Genomic DNA, 18,126 nt, shown 5'->3' with positions numbered 1-18,126 from the left:
ATGAGCAATTTGGCCACAAGAGCAATAGAAGAAATAGGAAAAGTGATCATCGGAAAAGATCATATCATAAGGCAGGTCATGACTGCGATCCTGGCCAACGGCCATATTCTGATCGAGGATATTCCGGGTGTGGGAAAGACTACGCTGGCGATTGCATTTTCTAAGGTTCTGGGTCTGGATTATCAGAGGATACAGTTTACGCCGGATGTGATGCCTGCGGATATTGCCGGGTTTTCTGTCTATAAGCAGGGCAGTGAATCCTTTGAATACCAAAAGGGGGCGGCCATCACCAACCTTCTCCTGGCAGATGAGATCAACCGGACTTCGCCCAAGACCCAGTCGGCTCTCCTTGAAGCCATGGAGGAAGGAAGAATCACCGTAGATGGGGTGACGAGAGAACTTCCCGATCCATATGTGGTCATTGCCACACAAAACCCTCTGGGAGCGGTGGGGACCCATTCACTCCCGGAGGCCCAGCTTGACCGGTTTATGATCCGGATTTCCATGGGATACCCGGACCGGGAGAGTGAGGTGGCGATGCTCAAACAGGAGAGAGTCAATGTTGCCATCGATTCTCTGGAAGAGATCATACAGGTGACGGATCTCATACTGATGAAACAGCAGGCGGAGCGGATATATGTCCACGAGGATCTGTACCGGTATATTGTCGATCTTGTATGTGCCACCAGAAATCATCCGGATCTTAGCATGGGGATCAGTCCCAGAGGAACTATCTCTCTTCTTCAGATGGCCAAGGCAAATGCATATCTCGATGACAGAGATTATATGGTACCGGATGATATTAAGCAGATTTTCTATGCCGCATCCGCCCACCGTGTCATGAAAAGCAAAGAGGCGAGGATCAAACGCAGGACGGTCAGGGAGATTCTTACGTCCATAGCCGAAGAGATCCCTGTCCCAGAGAGCAGATAAGGAGCATCCATGATCATTGGAATCATCATCCTAAGCGTGATTTATGTTATCTTATATCAAAATATCATCGGAGGATGCCTTCTGGCATCCTTATTTGTTTTGGTGTTATTTTCCTGGTGGAACGTGCGGAGGAAGACATCAAAGCTTAAGATTGAAGTGTCTCTTGACCGGAAAGCGGCTTCAAGGAAGGAAGAGATTCATTTAAAGGGAATCTTTGAAGGAATCCGGTGTCTGGATGCCGCAGAGTGCGAGGTGACTTACCAGGTGCGCTACTGGCTCATGGGCCGGAAAAAAGTCATAAAGGAGAGATTTGAGTATTCCGGGAAGGAGTCAGAGGGCTTTTTGATCCCGCTTAAATTTGACCACTGTGACGAGGTGCACATAACGGTAGCTAAAATAAAAATGCGGGATATGACGGGCCTGTTTTGGGCAGATAAATTTGTAAAAGTCAAAGCCGGGGTGCTTATCATGCCGGATGCGTATCCGCTGGGCCGGATGTCAGATCAGTCGGTGGAGGCAAAGACCATGGACCCGTATGAGTATGACGGCCTCAAGGAATACCGGCCCGGAGACAAAGGCTCCAGGATTCACTGGAAACTGCTCGCGGGAAAAAATCTGCTGATGGTGAAGGACACGGAGGAAGAAAGGGAAGAAAAGCTCTTAATTTTTCTAAGTCTTCCGGAGCGGGGAGAGGCATATGATGATTTTTTTGCTGTATTTTTCTCTGTCTCAAAGTTTTTTTTAGAGCAGGGAATGCCTCAGACAATTTACTGGGGGACAAAGGAATACTACCTGGAACGGTATCAGCAGTATGAAGAATTGTTTGGGGAGATGTTTGCCTCAGACTTCGACGGAAACTTTGAAAACAGGGAGTATGAGGGAATTCATATTTATATGAGAGAGACAGAGCCTGACCTGATTTATGTCGAAACAGAATCGGAGACGAATACAGTTGACAGGAGCGGGCTGGAACAGGGAATCTATGATCTGGAATTATTTTAAATCAGACTGCAAGGGGTCTTTTTATATGAAGGAAAAAATTCAACCATATATGAAATATATATTTCTGAGCATGATATTTCTTGGCTTGACAGACAGTGTGTTTGTCGGGTTTTTTACGAGAGCCTTTCAATATTATCTGCTTTGTGCCGGTGTGGCGATCCTGACAGTGCTCTGCGTTTTGTTAGAAAGGTATCCGAAAGCCGTCTTCGGCGCAGTCGGCTTTGCGGTAGCGGCTGCATTTTTTTTAAGGAGCGCTCTTGCCAATGGATTTCAGGTGATCAGCAACCGGATGGCCGATGCAGTAAATCAAGTGTTTGATATGGGATTTTATTATTACGTGGATATCCGGCCTGAGTATACGCGGCGGGACAGTATCCTCTTTATCCTGCTTTTATTCCTGCTGGGCAGTGTGGTATTTCATTATCTGACGAAGAAGACGAAGATCTTTGCGGCAGTGGTATCTGCCGTCGAAGCCTGTCTGCTGATCCTGACTCCGTACTCTATCACGGGACCGTTTCTGCTGTTTTTATGCGGATTGACTGGCTATGTCCTTTGGACACGCAAAAAGACATTCAGCGCATCGGTCATATCCGTATGCCTTCTTCTGGGGGCTGTCGCAGTATCCGGAACTGCCGGAGAGCCTGCAGAAAGCAATCCGGTGAAGGAGACGGCACTGGAACTTGTAAGGACGCTGTCACAGGGCAAAGATTATCAGGTGGCAGGAGGGATCGGAAGCGGCGATATCGGAAAGATCGGTTCCGTGGCACCCAGGGGAACGAAGCTGTTTCAAGTAAAGCTTTCAAAACCGGAGACGCTGTATCTGAAGGGATTCACAAGCGGTGTTTATGAAAAAGGAATGTGGAAAAAGGAAAAGAAAGACGCAAAGGTGATTCTGGGAGAGAACAGCCTGGATCTGCCCTACCAGTTTTTTGATCTGAAGATTCCTGAGCTCAGCCTTGAACTTTTAGATACCGGTCTTCAGAAAAAAACGGAAAATGCAGAGATCCGCTATCAGAAATTTACGGATGAATATTATCTTTGGCCTTATTTCAGCAGTATTTCTCCGGAAAAGGGGAGATACTACGGAGATTACAATATAAAAAGGAACGGAAAGAGGGAAAAGGAAACGCTTACATACTATCCTGTATCCTTAGACAATATCCTGAAGGCAGACGGGAGGATCACCGATGCCCTTCTGGACGGACAGACCGGGGATGTAACTTTGGAAAGGGAATATTTTGAGGCGATGGATTCCTACAATCAATATGTCAGGAGCCAATATTTGAAGGTTCCCGGAGATTTAAAGAAGAAGCTTACAAAGAAATTTCCGGAACTGCTGCAGGTGGTCTCCATGAGGAAAAAGACCGGGATGATTCAGACACTTTTGAGAGAGAACTATCAGTATACAAGCGACTCCGGAACTACCCCGGAGGGGAAAGATCCCATCTGGTATTTTCTGAATGAGAATAAAAAAGGCTACTGTACGCAGTATGCCTCCGCTGCGGTCATGATGTTCCGTTCTGCGGGGATTCCTTCCAGATATGTGGAGGGATATCGGATTGATGAAAGGAAGTTTAAGAGGGATCATACGGCCCAGGTTACGGATTTTTATGCTCACGCATGGCCCGAAATATACGTAGAGAATGTGGGGTGGGTTCCGGTGGAAGTGACCAATACCCGGAATCTGCTGTCCGAACAGGATCAGACAGAGAGGGATGCATCATACACAGAACACGGGAAGGATTCCTTTTTGAAAAAAAATCTGGTTCTTCAGAGCCTGGCTGCACTGCTCTTATCTTTTTTCGTAATTGTTACAATTGTTAAGATTACGGCAGAAATTATCCGGTACAGAAACTGGAGAAAGAGCACGAACAAGGAGAAAGTCATAGTTTATCAAAATTTAATAAATTCTCTGACAGAAGGCAAGAAGCTGGACGAAAAATATGTCCTGACTCTCGAAAAAGTGCGTAAAATCTCGGAAAAAGGCAGATTCAGCCAGCATGAAATCACTGACGAAGAACTAAGATATGTGAAGAGATTTGTCGATATATTAAAGAAAAAAATATAATTGTTACACAAATGTTAAAAAACTCTTGACAGTTTTATTACATATAAGCTACAATAGCAACAGTGAAAGAAATACATGAAACATTATTGTAGTATTTGTATTGATTGATTAGGAGAACACATGAAACGTTTGGTAGTAAAAGCAATGGTAGTCATAATGCTCACTGTAGTGGGATGTTCAGCGATCGGCGGAACAAGAGAGACAGAAGCTGCTTCCAATAAAGGGCAGAAAGTTGTGAATTATGCAAAACGCTTTGTCGGTAATAAATATAGATATGGCGGAACCAGTTTGACGAGAGGAGCCGACTGTTCCGGATATGTAATGTCTGTTTACAGAAAATTCGGAAAAAGACTTCCGCACTCTTCTTACGGAATGAGAAAAGTAGGAAAGAAAGTAAAAGGCGGAATCAAGAAGGCGAAGCCGGGAGACATCATCTGTTACAGCGGACACGTAGCAATTTATATGGGAAAAAATAAAATTGTCCACGCAAGCAACTCTGCACCGTATCCCAGAGGGGGAATCAAGATCTCCAAGAATGCAAAATACAGAAAGATCGTCGCAGTAAGAAGAATTTTTAAATAAGTATACATAAACATAAAACTGTTGTATTAGTATTTATACTACTGATACAGCAGTTTTTTTGTTTCGCCCTTGATCCGTGTGTGATCATTGCACTTTTATACCTTGTATGGTAAAATTAATTAATATATATATGGACAGAGTTGGTGCCGGGATAAGAATTTTTATTCCTGTCCAATGTGGAAAGCAGTAACAAAGGCGGTGCTGTGGATGGAGAAGATAAGGCGTGAGGTCCAGGAGGCCCTGGAGATGATTCCAGGCGGAGTGTGTGTGTATTTGTATAAAGAAGGTCGGATTTATCCGGTGTTCCGCAACTCCTCATTCTATGAAACATTAGGCTGTTTTGAGGAGTATACCGGGGAAATAAGCCGGGAGACGGCATTTCAGGGAATACACAGGGAAGACCTTCCGGAAGTGAAGGAAAAAGTAAACAGATTATTGCGTAAGGGCACGGCATTATCACATACCTGCCGTATTTTTAATGACAATCAGGGAAGATACCGGTGGGTCCATATCGATGGGTCCGCAGAGCACGGTGAAGATGGCAGCGTGCTCTTTTATGCTGTTTACAGAGATGTGAGTGAACAGATACAGCTGAAAGAGGAATTGGTCCGTTCCAATGAACAGATGCAGGATATTATAAATTTGATTCCCGGAGGCGTGGCGATCTACAAAGTATCTGATTTCTTTGAGACCGTATATTTTTCGGACGGTGTATCGGAGTTATCCGGATATTCAGCTTTAGAATACAGGGAGCTGATCAAAAGGGACGCTGTTGAGATGACCTGCCGTGAAGACAGAGAAATGATCATCTCCAAGGCAGGGGAAGTGGTTCAGACAAAAGGAACTTCAGAATTTGAATTCCGCAAAAAGCACCGGAATGGGCAGATTGTCTGGGTCCATGTACAAATGAAGTGGATTGGAGAAGAAGATGGGTGCCCGCTTGTGCTCTGTGTATTTCATAATATTACCGATCTTAAAGAAGCTCAGCTGGAGAAGGAACATCTGATTAACTCTATACCGGGAGGGATTGCCAGCTATCGGGTGGAAGGGGAACGATTCATACCCGAGTTTTATTCTGACGGTGTGATGATGATTTCAGGCCATACACGGATGGAATTTGAAGCAATGGTCCGGCGCAATGCATTTGATGTTATTTATGAGCCAGACAGGAAGAGAGTGCTGGAAGCCGCAAAAACTGCTCTTATAAGCGGGGAAGTGCTGGACGTCTCATATCGGATGTATCATAAAGATGGAAATCTGATCTGGATTCATTTAAATGGCCGGCGCATGGGGCCTTTGGCGGAGAAGATGAGATTTTATGCCGTGTTTACCGGAATGTCTGCTGAGGCCAGGCTGTTTCAGGAGATTGCTAATGAAACGGCCGACGGCATCTATGTGATTGACAGATCGAACTTTGAACTGCTCTATGCAAATGAATCTTTAAATCTTTTTATGGAAAAAAAGGAATGTACCGGTCAAAAATGTTTTAAAGTCCTCCACGGTAAAGACAGTCCTTGTGAATACTGCAACATTATACAATATGAACCCGGAAGCGAAGAACATGAGATAAAGATTCCCGGCTCAGACAGGGTGTACAGCGCCCGCTGCCACAAAACAGTTTGGAATGGAATTCCCGCCTATGTGCAGTATGTTAAGGATATCACACAGACGGTGAGAGAGCAGGAGAGGATCAGGAATCAGTATAAAGACCTGCTTCTGAAGCATTACCGGACTCCCGGTCCCGATGCACTGGTCGTGGGGCACTGCAATGTCACGAAGAGCAGGATTCTCGATATTTTAGATTATACCGGTTCGGATCTGATGGAAACCTTCAGTGACGACAGAGAATGTTTTTTTATGGGCCTTTCAAGTCTGGTGACGGATGAGAAAGAACGGAAAACATTCCGGGAGACATTTTTAAATGAGCCGTCTCTAAAGGCCTTTGAGCGGGGAGACTTAGAGCGGAAGCTTGAGTGCTTTGTCCGCCTGCCGAAGGATCAGAGGGGCAGATATGTACAATTTAATATGAATATGGTAGCAGCGCCTGACAGCGGAGATATCACAGGGATTCTGACGGTAACGGATATCACCGAGCGGAAGATTTCGGATCTGATCCTCAGGCAGCTGTCAGTGACAGGATGTGATTTTGTTGTCGATGTTGATCTGACCGCAGACCGTTATAAATTGCTTTCCTGCAGTGAGAATGCATTCTGTGTTCCGCCGCATAGGGGCAGACATTCCGAATGGACCGCCTATATGCTGCGGTCAAGGGTTGTCCCAAGAGACCGGGAGCAGTATAAGAACGGGCTGGAACCGGAAAAAATGATGAGCAGGCTTCAAAAAGACGGGCCGTATACATTTGCCTTTTGCATCTCGGATGATAAAGGGGATATCAGAACAAAAAACATGACAGTTTCAGCCGTCGATCTGAGACTTGGCAGGGTCTGCCTGTCCAGAAGCGATATCACAGACTCCATCCGGGAGCAGCAGGGACTGCTCCATATGATTGCGTATACATTTGAATTGGCTGCGTTCATTAATTTAAGCAGCAGAAGCCTGACATTATATACGAGGGAGAGCGTACTTGACAATTTACAGCCCCATTATGTAGAAAACTACGACAGGACAATTCTTAAATTTGTTGAGCACCACGGTACTTCAGAACATAAGGAAGAAGCACGGACACAGTTTAGGATTGAGACAATGACGGAGCGCCTCAGAGAGAAGCCTAACGGTTATGATTTTCTGTTCTCCTATGAAGGAGATAACGGGGAACGTTTTAAGCAGATCAATGTCCTGTGGGGAGACGTAAATCATAGGACACTCTGCCTGGTGAGGGCGGATGTGACGGAAATGCTGACTGCGGAGAGACAGGCGAAAAAACGGTTGGAACATGCGCTCGCATCGGCAGAAGAAGCCAATAAAGCAAAGAGTGATTTTCTCTCTGCTATGAGCCATGATATCCGGACCCCTATGAATGCGATTATGGGGATGACAACACTGGCATCCGCCTATCTTGGTGACGATGAACGGGTGGCCGGATATCTGGATAAGATAGAAGTGTCTTCAAGGCACCTGCTCAGCCTGATCAACGATATTCTGGATATGAGCAAAATTGAGAGGGCACAGATCACTTTGAATCTCTCGAAGGTATCTATTCCTAAACTGTTGGATCAGCTTTCTGTTATGATTTTATCTCAGGCAGAGGAAGCAGGCCTTACACTTAGCATACGGGCGGAAGGGGTGAATCATGAAGATTTTTATGGAGATCCTCTCCGCATCAATCAGATCCTTATTAATTTGCTGAGCAATGCTGTAAAATTTACAAATAAGGGAGGCATGGTGGAACTGCTGGCAGAAGAAGTTGAAACAGAAGGATCAGCCGGGCGTGTGAGTTACCATTTTACGGTCAGAGATACAGGGATCGGCATGCCGGAGGAGTTTGTTTCCAAAATCTTCGAGCCGTTCAGCCGCAGCGGAAATGCGGCGCATATTGAGGGGACAGGGCTTGGTCTCAGCATTACAAAAGGACTGATTGATCTGATGGGTGGAAAAATTTCTGTGGAAAGCTGGATCAATGAGGGATCTGTTTTTAGAGTGGAATTAGAGTTTGACCGGGCACAGGCAGAAAACAGTTCTTATATAAAGAATGCAGAGCCGTCATTCAGCCTTTCTTCCGGGAAAAGGGCATTTTCCGGCTGCTGTTTTCTGGTGGCCGAGGATAACGCCATTAATGCAGAAATACTTTGTGAACTGCTTGGACTTTGCGGAGCAGAAACTGTGCTCATGACGGATGGAGCTAAGGCGGTAAAGGCATTTCAGGATACAGAGCCGGAAACATATGATGCCATTCTCATGGACATCCAGATGCCTAAGATGAACGGATATGATGCCGCCCGCGCTATCAGAGGAATGGAGCGGGAGGATGCGGAGGAGATACCGATTATTGCCATGACGGCCAATGCTTTTAATGAGGATGTTCAGAACGCATTTCAGGCGGGGATGAATGCCCATATAGCAAAACCTATCGATTTAAATGTACTTATGAACACACTGCAGAAGGTTTTGGATGAATCAGGAAAGGAACTGGAAACTTCCGGAGAACAGAAACGGAGGAAATGAAAAGAAGAGTATTGGCGGTCATATTAAGCATAGCATGTTTGACTTCTATATTTACAGGGTGCAGTTTAAAGAAAAGCAATGAGAGCAAAAAGAAGACAGTAGTGACACTTGTCTATAATCAAAAGTTAAATAATTTTGAAAAATATGTGGAAAGTAAACTTCCTGATGTAGATCTGCAGTGGGAACATATGGCTTCCAGTCCGCTGAGCACTACGATCAAACGGCGGTTAAAAGCCGGACATGGCCCGGATTTGGTTGTCTCCACCCAGCCGGCAGATGAGGAGAGCTCAGCGGATGTGCTTCCTCTGGACGGATATGAATTCAGTGACCGTTATGAGAGCACTATGCTGAAAAATCTGACAGTAAATGAAAGGCTTTATTACCTGCCTATGCCGGGACAGTATAATTGCTATGTGATCAATAAGACCTTATTTGAGGAAGCAGGTCTTAGTCTGCCAAAAAATAATCGGGAGCTAGTATCGGATCTTGAATAATTCCGTAAGAAAAAGATTGGCCTGTCTGATACCGGACACGTTTTTGGCATTAGAGAAATGACAAATGAAAATATCGGAACCTTTCTTGCGGGCTGTATAACACCTGAGTTTTTGGGGAATGCAAAAGGGGTAAAGTGGCTGGCCGCCTATGAAAAAAAGGAAGGGAAGATGACGGGTACATGGGAAAAAGCATTTTCTTTGTTTGAACAGTTACAGAAAAAGGATCTGATGAACCTGGAGCCTCTGCGCAAGCAGGGCAACTTGATCAACAATACAATCTATATGGGCAGAGGGAAAATGATCGCAGCCTATGGAAGTTCGGCATTTCTTGAAGAGTGCCGGCAGATGAATGAAAAAGAAGTGAAAGCGGGGACTAGTAAAAAGTATGAATATGTAATGCTCCCTTTCCTGGGAGAAAAGAAAACAAAGAATTGGACGCTGACGCTTCCGGCAGGCTATGTTGGACTTAATTCAGCTCTGAAAAAGGAGGGTAATGAAGAAAAGATGGATGCCTGTCTTAAGGTAATGGATATTATTTCTACTCAAAAAGGGCAGGAAGCGCTCATGAAAGATTTAAGGCTTGATAACTCCTATTTAAAGCAATTTGACAGAAGTGACAGTAAAGCTCCTTCCGGACTTGAGAGCACAGTTAAGGACGGATACGTCTATTATGTAAAATTTCCGGGGAAAGTGGTGGAGTATCTGGGATTGCAGGGAACACAATATCTGAGTGGACAAAAAAGTGTAAAAGATGTTTTGGCGGCTGTGGATGATTACTATCTTAACGGATCAAAGGAGGCTGATCAGGACCTTACGGTTGTGGGTACCTCCCCGAAAGATTTTATTTATCAGAATTATAACACTCGGCTGAAGGAGACGATTCTTGGAAATCTCGTGGCCGACAGTATTGCCGATTATTCTGATGCTCCGATTGCCGTGGCAAATGGAGGGGGAATCCGGGCAAGCTTATACAAAGGCAATATTCTTGGAGATGATCTGAAGGCAGTATGTCCTTTTGATAACCAGATTCTTGTAGTAAAAATGACAGGTTCAGTGCTCAGGGAGATGCTGGAGCACAGTTTATCCGAAATTGACGGCAGCCGTGGAATTCCGGGAGGAAGATTCCTGCAGGTATCCGGTATCACATTCACTTATGACAGCGCCAAGCCGGTCGGACACAGACTTTTAGATGCAAAGCTGAAGGATGGGACAAACATCGAGAACAAGAAAGACTATACTGTGGCGATCACAGATTATATGGCAGGTTCCAAAGGATATTTAGAGGGCAACGGCGACGGATATACGATGCTCAATCTTTTCAGTGAAAAAGACCCGAAAGCAAAAGGTGTTACGCCGGTAAAACAAAATGTGGGTACTTACCGTGATGCTATGCAAAATTTTATTCAGAAACATGCGGATGCTTTGGAAGCTGTCAAAGCCGAGGGGCGTATTACAGACATCAATGACGATTAGGGAGGAAGTTTATGGCCAAAAAATCAAGCAGGCATATGGGAAGCAGTGCGCCGGCGTTCATTTTGATATTAATCTGTGCTTTCCTGATGTTCTTTATGCTGCAAAAATTCCAGAGCCGGACAGATGACACTGTTTCCAGTATCAGCAAAGCTTATCTGAGTGAGCTGAGCAGTCAGACGGTAGGTCATTTGAAGACGAGTCTGGACAGCCAGTTTGCCCAGATCGTCACGACTGTGGACAGTATCAATGAAGCTGACCTGAAAGACTTGAATTCGCTGCAGCGGTTTTTGAAAAAACAGATGAAGAACAATCGATTTTCCTATGTGGCCGTGCTGGACAGCGATGGTATGTGCTATACTCCTGATGATGTTTACTCAGCCATATCAAAGATCAACTCTTTAGATACGCTTTTAAGCGGAAAGGGAAGATTAATTTCTTCCAATGAAACGATTCTTGGAGACGACATGATCTTACTTGGAACTCCGGTTTCTGATATTAAATTCAGAGGGAAGCAGATTACCGCGGTTTTGGTCGGAATGGATACCCATATACTCAGTGAAAAACTGGTTCTTCACAAGGACAATACGAATTCTTATGCTGATGTCATATCGAAAAAGGGTGCATTTGTTATGCGTTCCGCCAAGGGAGCTTAGACCCGGGCAGGTGTGAATTATTTTGGAATGCTGGAGAACAGGGCCGTTCTTGACAAGGGATTCTCTCTCAAAAAAATGCAGGATCAGATTTCCGGCCGCAGAGAGGGAATGGCAGCGCTTTCGATTGACGGAGTACATGAATATGTCTATTACGGTCCTATTCCGGAAACCGAATGGACGGTATGCGTGACGATGCGTTCCGGAGGGGTAGATTCACAGATTGAATCTCTCAGTGGGTTTATGTCCCGCAGTACAGTGGCGGCTGTATTGTTTATAACGGCTCTCATTATGGGCTTTTCTCTGGTGTACATTCATCTGATCCGGCGCAACGCAGAGCTTCTGGCAGCAGAGAAAAACAGGGCGGAGGAGGCATTTAAACATGCGGAAAAGGCAAATCTGGCAAAGAGCGAATTCCTCTCAAGAATGTCTCATGAGATCAGGACACCAATGAATGGCATTATCGGCATGACGCTGATTGCCGGGCAAAATCTTCAAAATTCGGCGAAGATCAGCGACTGTCTGAAAAAGATCAGCCTTTCCTCAAAACATCTCCTGGCACTTATCAATGATGTTTTGGATATGTCAAAGATTGAAAGCGGTAAGATTGAGATCAAAAACGAAGTATTCGACTTTAAGGTTTTCATTGAATCTTTGACGACGGTTTACTATGCTCAGGCCGTGTCCAAAAAATTGAATTTTGACACGATTCTGATTGGAGAAGTGCGGGAAGAATTGATAGGAGATTCTTTGAGATTGAATCAGATTATTACAAATCTGCTTTCCAATGCTATTAAGTTTACACCGGAGGGCGGGAATGTGACGCTCAGAATTCAGGAATTAAGAGAAGAAGATGAGCTGGTTTGGTTCAGATTTCAGGTAGAGGACACCGGATGCGGCGTAGCACCGGAAAATATGGAAAAAATATTCAATGCTTTTGAACAGGAAACATCAGATGTGGCACAGAAATATGGAGGCACGGGTCTGGGACTGTCTATTTCCAGGCGTTTTGCCTCATTGATGGGCGGCAGTCTGATATTGAACAGTGAAGTTGGAAAAGGCAGTGTTTTTACGGCAGATATCCCATTTCAGATTTCAGAGAAGAAAAAAGCTCCGGCCGTTGATTATGGAAAACTGAGAGTTCTGGTCGCAGACGATGATATGGTCACTTGTGAGCATGTCTCACTGCTCCTTAACAATATGGGGATTCGTTCTGCATGGACGGATAATGGATATGATGCCGTATCACGTGTAGAACAGGCTCATAATAAAGGCGAGGATTTTGATGTGTGTTTTGTGGATTGGAAAATGCCGGGCTTGGATGGGCTGGAGACTACACGCCGTATACAAAACATTGTAGGAAATGAATGCACGTCTGTCGTACTGATCACTGCCTATGATCCGGGGGAGATTGAAGAGGCGGCGAAGGAAGCGGGAGCAGTCGGGGTTATCAGCAAACCTTTATTTGAAACGACGCTGTCGCAGGCATTTGAGTCGATAAGAATGACAGATCCGGCCAATCCGCCGCAGTCTAAGAGAGAAGCGCGGCACGACTTTACAGGCAGACATATATTAATTGCAGAAGATAATGAAATAAACAGGGAGATCGCGGTGGAACTGGTTGCCATGTCCGGTGCAGAAGTAACTGCAGTTGAGAACGGGGAAGAAGCACTGAACATCTTTAACGCTTCAGATCCGGGATTTTTTGATCTGATTCTTATGGATATACAGATGCCTGTCCTTGACGGTTATGAAGCTGCCCGCAAGATTCGTTCCCTGGAACGGCCGGACGCAGGGACTGTGCCAATCTTTGCTATGACGGCAAATGCGTTTGCTGAAGATATGGAGAAAAGCAGGCAGAGTGGTATGGATGACCATATCAATAAGCCGATCGATTTGAATGAATTGTTTGACAAGATGGCCAGCAGGCTTTCCTAAATATTGGGGAAACTTGACAGTGGAATGAGGAACGATTATAATTTTCAGTAATGAATGAACAGGAAAAGAAAAGGAGATATACATGAAAATAAGTCCAAAAGTCCGGGAATTTTTGTGCCTGACCGCACATCCAGAGGGCTGCCAAAAAAACGTTGAGAATCAGATTACATATGTAAAGAAGCACAGTGAAGTTAAGAACGGGCCAAAGAAAGTCCTGATCATCGGAGCGTCCACCGGATACGGACTGGCATCAAGGATCAACGCGGCATTCGGATGCGGTGCTGCTACGATCGGCGTCATGTTTGAGAGACAGGCTGCAGGAAAGAGGACTGCTACGGCGGGCTGGTATAATACAGCTGCATTTGAGCATGCGGCAGCCAATGAGGATCTGTATGCCAAGACAGTCAACGGCGATGCATTCTCAAAGGAAGTCAAAGATCAGGTGATCGATCTGATTAAGAAAGATCTGGGAAAAGTCGACGCCGTCATTTACAGTCTGGCAGCACCGAGAAGAACGGCCGAAGACGGCACCGTGTACCAGTCTGTGCTAAAGACGACAGGAGAAGATTTTACAAATAAGAATCTGAATCTGAAAGACAATACCATCGGAGAGAAAACCATCGAGGCTGCCACAGAGGAAGAAGTGGAAGCGACGGTGAAGGTGATGGGCGGAGAGGACTGGAAGGCATGGATTCGGGCCCTCACAGATGCCGATGCCATTGAAGAGGACGCTGTTACATTCGCCTATTCTTATATCGGACCGGAACTCACTTATCCCATTTATTTTGAGGGTACCATCGGCGCTGCAAAGAAACATCTGCACAAGACTGCAGGTGAGATCAGTGAAGAATTTAAAGAAAATGGAATCAGTGCATATATTTCGGTCAACAAGGGTCTCGTCACTCAGGCGAGTTCTGCAATTCCGATCGTTCCCCTGTATATGGCGGTGCTTTACAGTGTCATGAAGGAAAAAGGACTCCACGAAGGATGCATCGAACAGATTACCAGGCTGTTCGGAGAAAAGGCTGTGTTTGGACAGGCAGAGACAGACGGTCAGGGGCTGATCCGTCTGGATGACTGGGAGTTAAAGCCGGAAGTACAGGCAGAAGTGGAACGGCGCTGGGAGAAGATCAATACAGAAAATGTCAGGGAGTATGCCGATATTGAGGGATACTGGGAAGACTTTTACCAGATGTTTGGCTTTCATATGGACGGAGTGGATTATGAAAAAGATCTGGACCCTTCCGTGAATATCCCGAGTATACCGGACGCAGAATAATATATGAATGAAGTAATCATTACAAGGCTCGGAAGACATATTGTCAGCGCATGGCTTGAGGACGGAGAATTCGCGGAATTTTCCTCTGAACCGGCTGAGGAAGGCAGTCTGGTCGGAAATATTTACAAGGCCAGGGTGAAGAATATCGTAGGAAATATTCACGGAGCTTTTGTGGAGATCGACGAGGGCAGGCTCTGTTTTTATCCTCTGGACGAACGAAGAAAACCGGGAAAACTCAAAAACGAAGAAGAAATCCTCATTCAGGTAAAAAAAGACGGTACAGATAAGAAGGAGCCGTTAGCCACAGAGAACATTGAACTGACCGGAGAATATCTTGTGCTGTCCTCTGACAAGCCGTTTGTTGGCATATCAGGGAAAATTCGGGACAAAGAAAAAAAAGAAGACTTAAAGAGATTTGTCTCTGCTTTTGTCACCGGGGAGTATGGATTTATTGTGAGAACAGAGGCTGAAAATGCGGATCAAGACAAAATCGGGAGAGAAGCAGCAAGTCTGGCTGAGAGATATGTTCAGATCCGGGAGAAACAGCAGTATATGAAGCCATGCCGGCTTCTGGCCACAAATCAGAGTTTCTCATCCCGTTATGTGTTTGGACTTTCTCCTTCCCGGGCGGAACGTATCATCTCCGACGATGAGGTGATCTTAAGAGAGGCAGAGGAGAATGGATATCAGGTCCGCCGGATGGACAGACAGGATCAGTCTATCGAGAGAGGATACCGGCTTTCTCACGCACTTGAGGCAGTGTTTCATACGAGAGTGTGGCTCAGGTCGGGAGGGTTCCTGATCATCGAGCGCACAGAGGCCATGACAGTGGTCGATGTAAATACAGGAAAGTCGATCGGGCGTGGACAAAAGGAAGGCCATATCATAAAAATCAACCGGGAGGCGGCAAGGGAGACGGCCAGACAGATCAGGCTTCGGAACTTATCCGGGATCATTCTCGTGGATTTTATTGATATGAAAGAAAAAGAAGAAGAGGGCAGGCTCCTCTCCTATATGCAGACGATGCTGAACCGGGATTCCAAGAAAGCGGTGGCCGTAGACATGACGAAGCTTGGACTAATGGAGATTACGAGAAAAAAGATCAGGAGACCCCTAGAAAAAGAAGATTTTCTGTAAGATTATTGCTTGACATGGAAAAAATAAGTTGCTATACTGTAACAGTATGCCGCACAGCGAGGTATAAGAATCTGCAAGGATCACCAAAGCTGGCGAGTTTGATTATAGGAGGTGCCATAGATGTACGCCATTATTGCAACAGGAGGAAAACAGTATAAAGTAAGCGAAGGTGACGTGATCAAAGTTGAAAAACTTGACGCGGAAGTCGGAGCAAAGATTACTTTTGATCATGTTTTATTAGTTGGTGGGGATACTGTAAAGGTAGGAACACCGAACGTAGATGGTGCAAAGGTTGAAGCTTCAGTTGTAAGCGAAGGCAAAGACAAAAAAGTCATTGTTTACAAGTATAAGAGAAAAACCGGATACCATAAGAAGAATGGTCACAGACAGTTATTCACACAAGTGAAGATCGATAACATTGTTGGATAATAAAGGACCGAGAGGATGACACAGATTACATTCTACCGGGACCATAAAGGAAAGCCTGTGGGCTTTCAGGCGAAGGACCATGCCGGATATGCAGAGGAAGGACAGGATATTGTCTGTTCTGCGGTATCTGCACTGGTCATCAATTTCCTGAATTCTTTTGAACAGCTGACAGAGGATGCCGGCACATGCCGTACATCGGAAGATGATGCGGTGATCGAGTTCAGAGTTTCAGGTACATGTTCTGAAGAAGGACAGATTTTATTGGATTCTCTGGTTCTTGGGATAACCAACATTGAATCGGAGTATCGTCCATATATTCACGTAGTATTTGAGGAGGTGTAAGACAATGATGAAAATGAACCTTCAATTTTTCGCTCATAAAAAGGGAATGGGTTCCACAAAGAACGGAAGAGATTCTGAGTCTAAGAGATTAGGTGCGAAAAGAGCTGACGGACAATTTGTAAAAGCTGGAAATATTCTTTACCGCCAGAGAGGAACAAAGATCCATCCGGGAGTCAACGTAGGCCGCGGTGGTGATGATACTTTATTTGCATTGACAGATGGTATCGTTCGTTTCGAGAGAAAAGGCAGAGATAAGAAACAGTGTTCTGTACACCCAGTTGCATAATTGTCGACTTAAGTTTGTACAGGCAGACAGTTGAATGTTTAACGGCTTCAAATTTCACAATTTGGAGCCGTTTTTTTGAAAATCAGAAAGGAAAAGCCGATGTTTGCAGACAGAGCAAATATATATATCAGATCAGGAAAAGGCGGCAGCGGCCATGTGAGTTTCCGAAGAGAGCTCTATGTGCCCAACGGCGGTCCGGACGGCGGAGACGGAGGACGCGGCGGCGACGTGATCTTCGCTGTGGACGAAGGGATGAATACTCTGGCAGATTACCGTCATAAACGAAAATATAAGGCCGGAGACGGCGAAGAAGGCGGAAAGAGACGCTGCCATGGCGCAGACGGAGAGGACATTGTACTGAAGGTTCCGCCGGGAACGATCATAAAAGAGAAAGAAACAGGGAAAGTAATCCTTGATATGTCAAATAAAAAAGAACCGGTAGTGCTTTTAAAGGGAGGCCGCGGAGGAAAAGGCAATCAGCATTATGCCACGGCCGTGATGCAGGCACCTAAATATGCCCAGCCGGGAGGCAAATGCCAGGAACTCGAGGTGACCCTTGAACTAAAAGTAATTGCCGATGTGGGACTGGTAGGCTTTCCAAATGTGGGGAAATCCACGTTCTTATCAAGGGTCACCAATGCAAGGCCCAAGATTGCAAACTATCATTTTACAACACTGAATCCTAATCTGGGGGTCGTAGACCTGGCGGGAGGAAAAGGCTTTGTCATCGCCGATATTCCCGGAATCATAGAGGGAGCTTCTGAGGGAGTCGGCCTGGGATTTGAATTTCTCCGCCACATCGACAGGACGAAGGTCATGATTCACCTGGTGGATGCGGCTTCTGTGGAAGGCAGAGATCCGATTGCGGATATCCGGGCCATCAACGGCGAACTGGAAAAATATAATCCGGAGATCTTAAAGAGACCACAAGTCATTGCGGCCAATAAGATCGACGCTATGACCGAAGAAGACCGGGAAACCGTGCTGGATCTGCTGAAGGAAGAATTTGCAGAGAACGGCATTGAAGTATTTCCAATCTCGGCTGTTACCGGAGAGGGAGTCAAAGAGCTTTTGTGGCATGTGAGGAAGCTTTTAGATGAACTTCCGGAAGGCGCGATGGAATTCGAGCAGGAGTACGACCTTGACTTCGAGGAAGAAGAGGGCGGAATCAATGTGGCAAACCCGGAAGAAGGAGTCTTCACGGTGGAAGGCCCGAAGGTAGAGCGAATGCTCGGCTACACAAACCTGGAGTCAGAGCGGGGATTCGATTTCTTCCAGAAATTTTTGAAACGAAACGGAGTCCTTGAAGAGCTGGAAGCCATGGGAATTGAAGAAGGGGATACCGTAAAATTATATGATTTAGAGTTTGATTATTACAAGTAAGGAGAAGC

General features: G+C 45.5%; 15 protein-coding genes. All 15 read left to right on the top strand.

Annotated elements, in window-relative coordinates:
• The 15 genes from ANCC_RS10270 to obgE all read left to right on the top strand — a co-directional run bounded on the left by ANCC_RS10270 (window position 1) and on the right by obgE (window position 18,118).
• Window positions 1-933: an AAA family ATPase gene (locus tag ANCC_RS10270; protein WP_006566689.1), complete on the top strand. Its 933-nt coding sequence runs from the start codon at window positions 1-3 to the stop codon at window positions 931-933.
• Window positions 934-942: 9 nt separating this feature from the next.
• The gene (locus ANCC_RS10265; protein ID WP_006566690.1) at window positions 943-1,935 is read left to right on the top strand and encodes a DUF58 domain-containing protein; all 993 of its coding nucleotides are present in this window, start codon (window positions 943-945) and stop codon (window positions 1,933-1,935) included.
• 25 nt (window positions 1,936-1,960) lie between these two features.
• Window positions 1,961-4,003, top strand: coding sequence for a transglutaminase-like domain-containing protein (locus tag ANCC_RS10260; protein ID WP_182483081.1), 2,043 nt, complete (start codon window positions 1,961-1,963; stop codon window positions 4,001-4,003).
• A gap of 120 nt (window positions 4,004-4,123) precedes the next feature.
• A complete protein-coding gene (locus tag ANCC_RS10255) occupies window positions 4,124-4,585 on the top strand; it encodes a C40 family peptidase (RefSeq protein ID WP_006566692.1) in 462 nt (153 codons plus the stop codon).
• A gap of 207 nt (window positions 4,586-4,792) precedes the next feature.
• Entirely contained in the window at window positions 4,793-8,707 is a 3,915-nt protein-coding gene (locus ANCC_RS10250) for a PAS domain-containing hybrid sensor histidine kinase/response regulator (RefSeq protein ID WP_022260779.1), read from the top strand.
• Window positions 8,704-9,201 (top strand): ABC transporter substrate-binding protein, encoded by a 498-nt coding sequence (locus ANCC_RS10245; RefSeq protein ID WP_006566694.1) that lies wholly within the window; start codon window positions 8,704-8,706, stop codon window positions 9,199-9,201. The genes ANCC_RS10250 and ANCC_RS10245 overlap by 4 nt, the downstream gene beginning before the upstream one ends.
• 57 nt (window positions 9,202-9,258) lie before the next feature.
• Window positions 9,259-10,674, top strand: coding sequence for a 5'-nucleotidase C-terminal domain-containing protein (locus ANCC_RS10240; protein WP_006566695.1), 1,416 nt, complete (start codon window positions 9,259-9,261; stop codon window positions 10,672-10,674).
• 11 nt (window positions 10,675-10,685) lie between these two features.
• Window positions 10,686-11,327, top strand: a complete 642-nt coding sequence (locus ANCC_RS10235) for a hypothetical protein (protein ID WP_006566696.1) — start codon at window positions 10,686-10,688, stop codon at window positions 11,325-11,327.
• Between the two features lie 27 nt (window positions 11,328-11,354).
• Window positions 11,355-13,262: a response regulator gene (locus tag ANCC_RS10230; protein WP_006566697.1), complete on the top strand. Its 1,908-nt coding sequence runs from the start codon at window positions 11,355-11,357 to the stop codon at window positions 13,260-13,262.
• A gap of 82 nt (window positions 13,263-13,344) precedes the next feature.
• Window positions 13,345-14,541: an enoyl-ACP reductase FabV gene (gene fabV / locus ANCC_RS10225; RefSeq protein WP_006566698.1), complete on the top strand. Its 1,197-nt coding sequence runs from the start codon at window positions 13,345-13,347 to the stop codon at window positions 14,539-14,541.
• 3 nt (window positions 14,542-14,544) lie between these two features.
• Window positions 14,545-15,678 (top strand): ribonuclease E/G, encoded by a 1,134-nt coding sequence (locus tag ANCC_RS10220; protein ID WP_006566699.1) that lies wholly within the window; start codon window positions 14,545-14,547, stop codon window positions 15,676-15,678.
• Between the two features lie 120 nt (window positions 15,679-15,798).
• Window positions 15,799-16,107, top strand: coding sequence for a 50S ribosomal protein L21 (gene rplU / locus ANCC_RS10215; RefSeq protein WP_006566700.1), 309 nt, complete (start codon window positions 15,799-15,801; stop codon window positions 16,105-16,107).
• A gap of 15 nt (window positions 16,108-16,122) precedes the next feature.
• Entirely contained in the window at window positions 16,123-16,449 is a 327-nt protein-coding gene (locus ANCC_RS10210; RefSeq protein ID WP_006566701.1) for a ribosomal-processing cysteine protease Prp, read from the top strand.
• 4 nt (window positions 16,450-16,453) lie between these two features.
• Window positions 16,454-16,735 carry a 50S ribosomal protein L27 gene (rpmA, locus tag ANCC_RS10205; protein WP_006566702.1) on the top strand — a complete coding sequence of 94 codons (282 nt, stop codon included), beginning with the start codon at window positions 16,454-16,456 and terminating at the stop codon, window positions 16,733-16,735.
• A gap of 99 nt (window positions 16,736-16,834) precedes the next feature.
• Window positions 16,835-18,118 carry a GTPase ObgE gene (obgE, locus tag ANCC_RS10200; RefSeq protein WP_006566703.1) on the top strand — a complete coding sequence of 428 codons (1,284 nt, stop codon included), beginning with the start codon at window positions 16,835-16,837 and terminating at the stop codon, window positions 18,116-18,118.
• Window positions 18,119-18,126 lie beyond the last annotated feature (8 nt).

Origin of the sequence: Anaerostipes caccae L1-92, from assembly GCF_014467075.1 — a bacterium.
In the GTDB taxonomy this organism is placed as follows: Bacteria; Bacillota; Clostridia; order Lachnospirales; family Lachnospiraceae; genus Anaerostipes; species Anaerostipes caccae.
The sequence above is the reverse complement of the archived record's forward strand: the minus strand, read 5'-3'. Positions and strand labels throughout refer to the sequence as shown.

Excerpts from the sequence above, each read along its gene's own strand:
- ANCC_RS10270 (WP_006566689.1), top strand. The coding sequence starts at position 1 with ATGAGCAATTTGGCCACAAGAGCAATAGAAGAAATAGGAAAAGTGATC.
- ANCC_RS10265 (WP_006566690.1), top strand. The coding sequence starts at position 943 with ATGATCATTGGAATCATCATCCTAAGCGTGATTTATGTTATCTTATAT.
- ANCC_RS10260 (WP_182483081.1), top strand. The coding sequence starts at position 1,961 with ATGAAGGAAAAAATTCAACCATATATGAAATATATATTTCTGAGCATG.
- ANCC_RS10255 (WP_006566692.1), top strand. The coding sequence starts at position 4,124 with ATGAAACGTTTGGTAGTAAAAGCAATGGTAGTCATAATGCTCACTGTA.
- ANCC_RS10250 (WP_022260779.1), top strand. The coding sequence starts at position 4,793 with ATGGAGAAGATAAGGCGTGAGGTCCAGGAGGCCCTGGAGATGATTCCA.
- ANCC_RS10245 (WP_006566694.1), top strand. The coding sequence starts at position 8,704 with ATGAAAAGAAGAGTATTGGCGGTCATATTAAGCATAGCATGTTTGACT.
- ANCC_RS10240 (WP_006566695.1), top strand. The coding sequence starts at position 9,259 with ATGACAAATGAAAATATCGGAACCTTTCTTGCGGGCTGTATAACACCT.
- ANCC_RS10235 (WP_006566696.1), top strand. The coding sequence starts at position 10,686 with ATGGCCAAAAAATCAAGCAGGCATATGGGAAGCAGTGCGCCGGCGTTC.
- ANCC_RS10230 (WP_006566697.1), top strand. The coding sequence starts at position 11,355 with ATGCTGGAGAACAGGGCCGTTCTTGACAAGGGATTCTCTCTCAAAAAA.
- fabV (WP_006566698.1), top strand. The coding sequence starts at position 13,345 with ATGAAAATAAGTCCAAAAGTCCGGGAATTTTTGTGCCTGACCGCACAT.
- ANCC_RS10220 (WP_006566699.1), top strand. The coding sequence starts at position 14,545 with ATGAATGAAGTAATCATTACAAGGCTCGGAAGACATATTGTCAGCGCA.
- rplU (WP_006566700.1), top strand. The coding sequence starts at position 15,799 with ATGTACGCCATTATTGCAACAGGAGGAAAACAGTATAAAGTAAGCGAA.
- ANCC_RS10210 (WP_006566701.1), top strand. The coding sequence starts at position 16,123 with ATGACACAGATTACATTCTACCGGGACCATAAAGGAAAGCCTGTGGGC.
- rpmA (WP_006566702.1), top strand. The coding sequence starts at position 16,454 with ATGATGAAAATGAACCTTCAATTTTTCGCTCATAAAAAGGGAATGGGT.
- obgE (WP_006566703.1), top strand. The coding sequence starts at position 16,835 with ATGTTTGCAGACAGAGCAAATATATATATCAGATCAGGAAAAGGCGGC.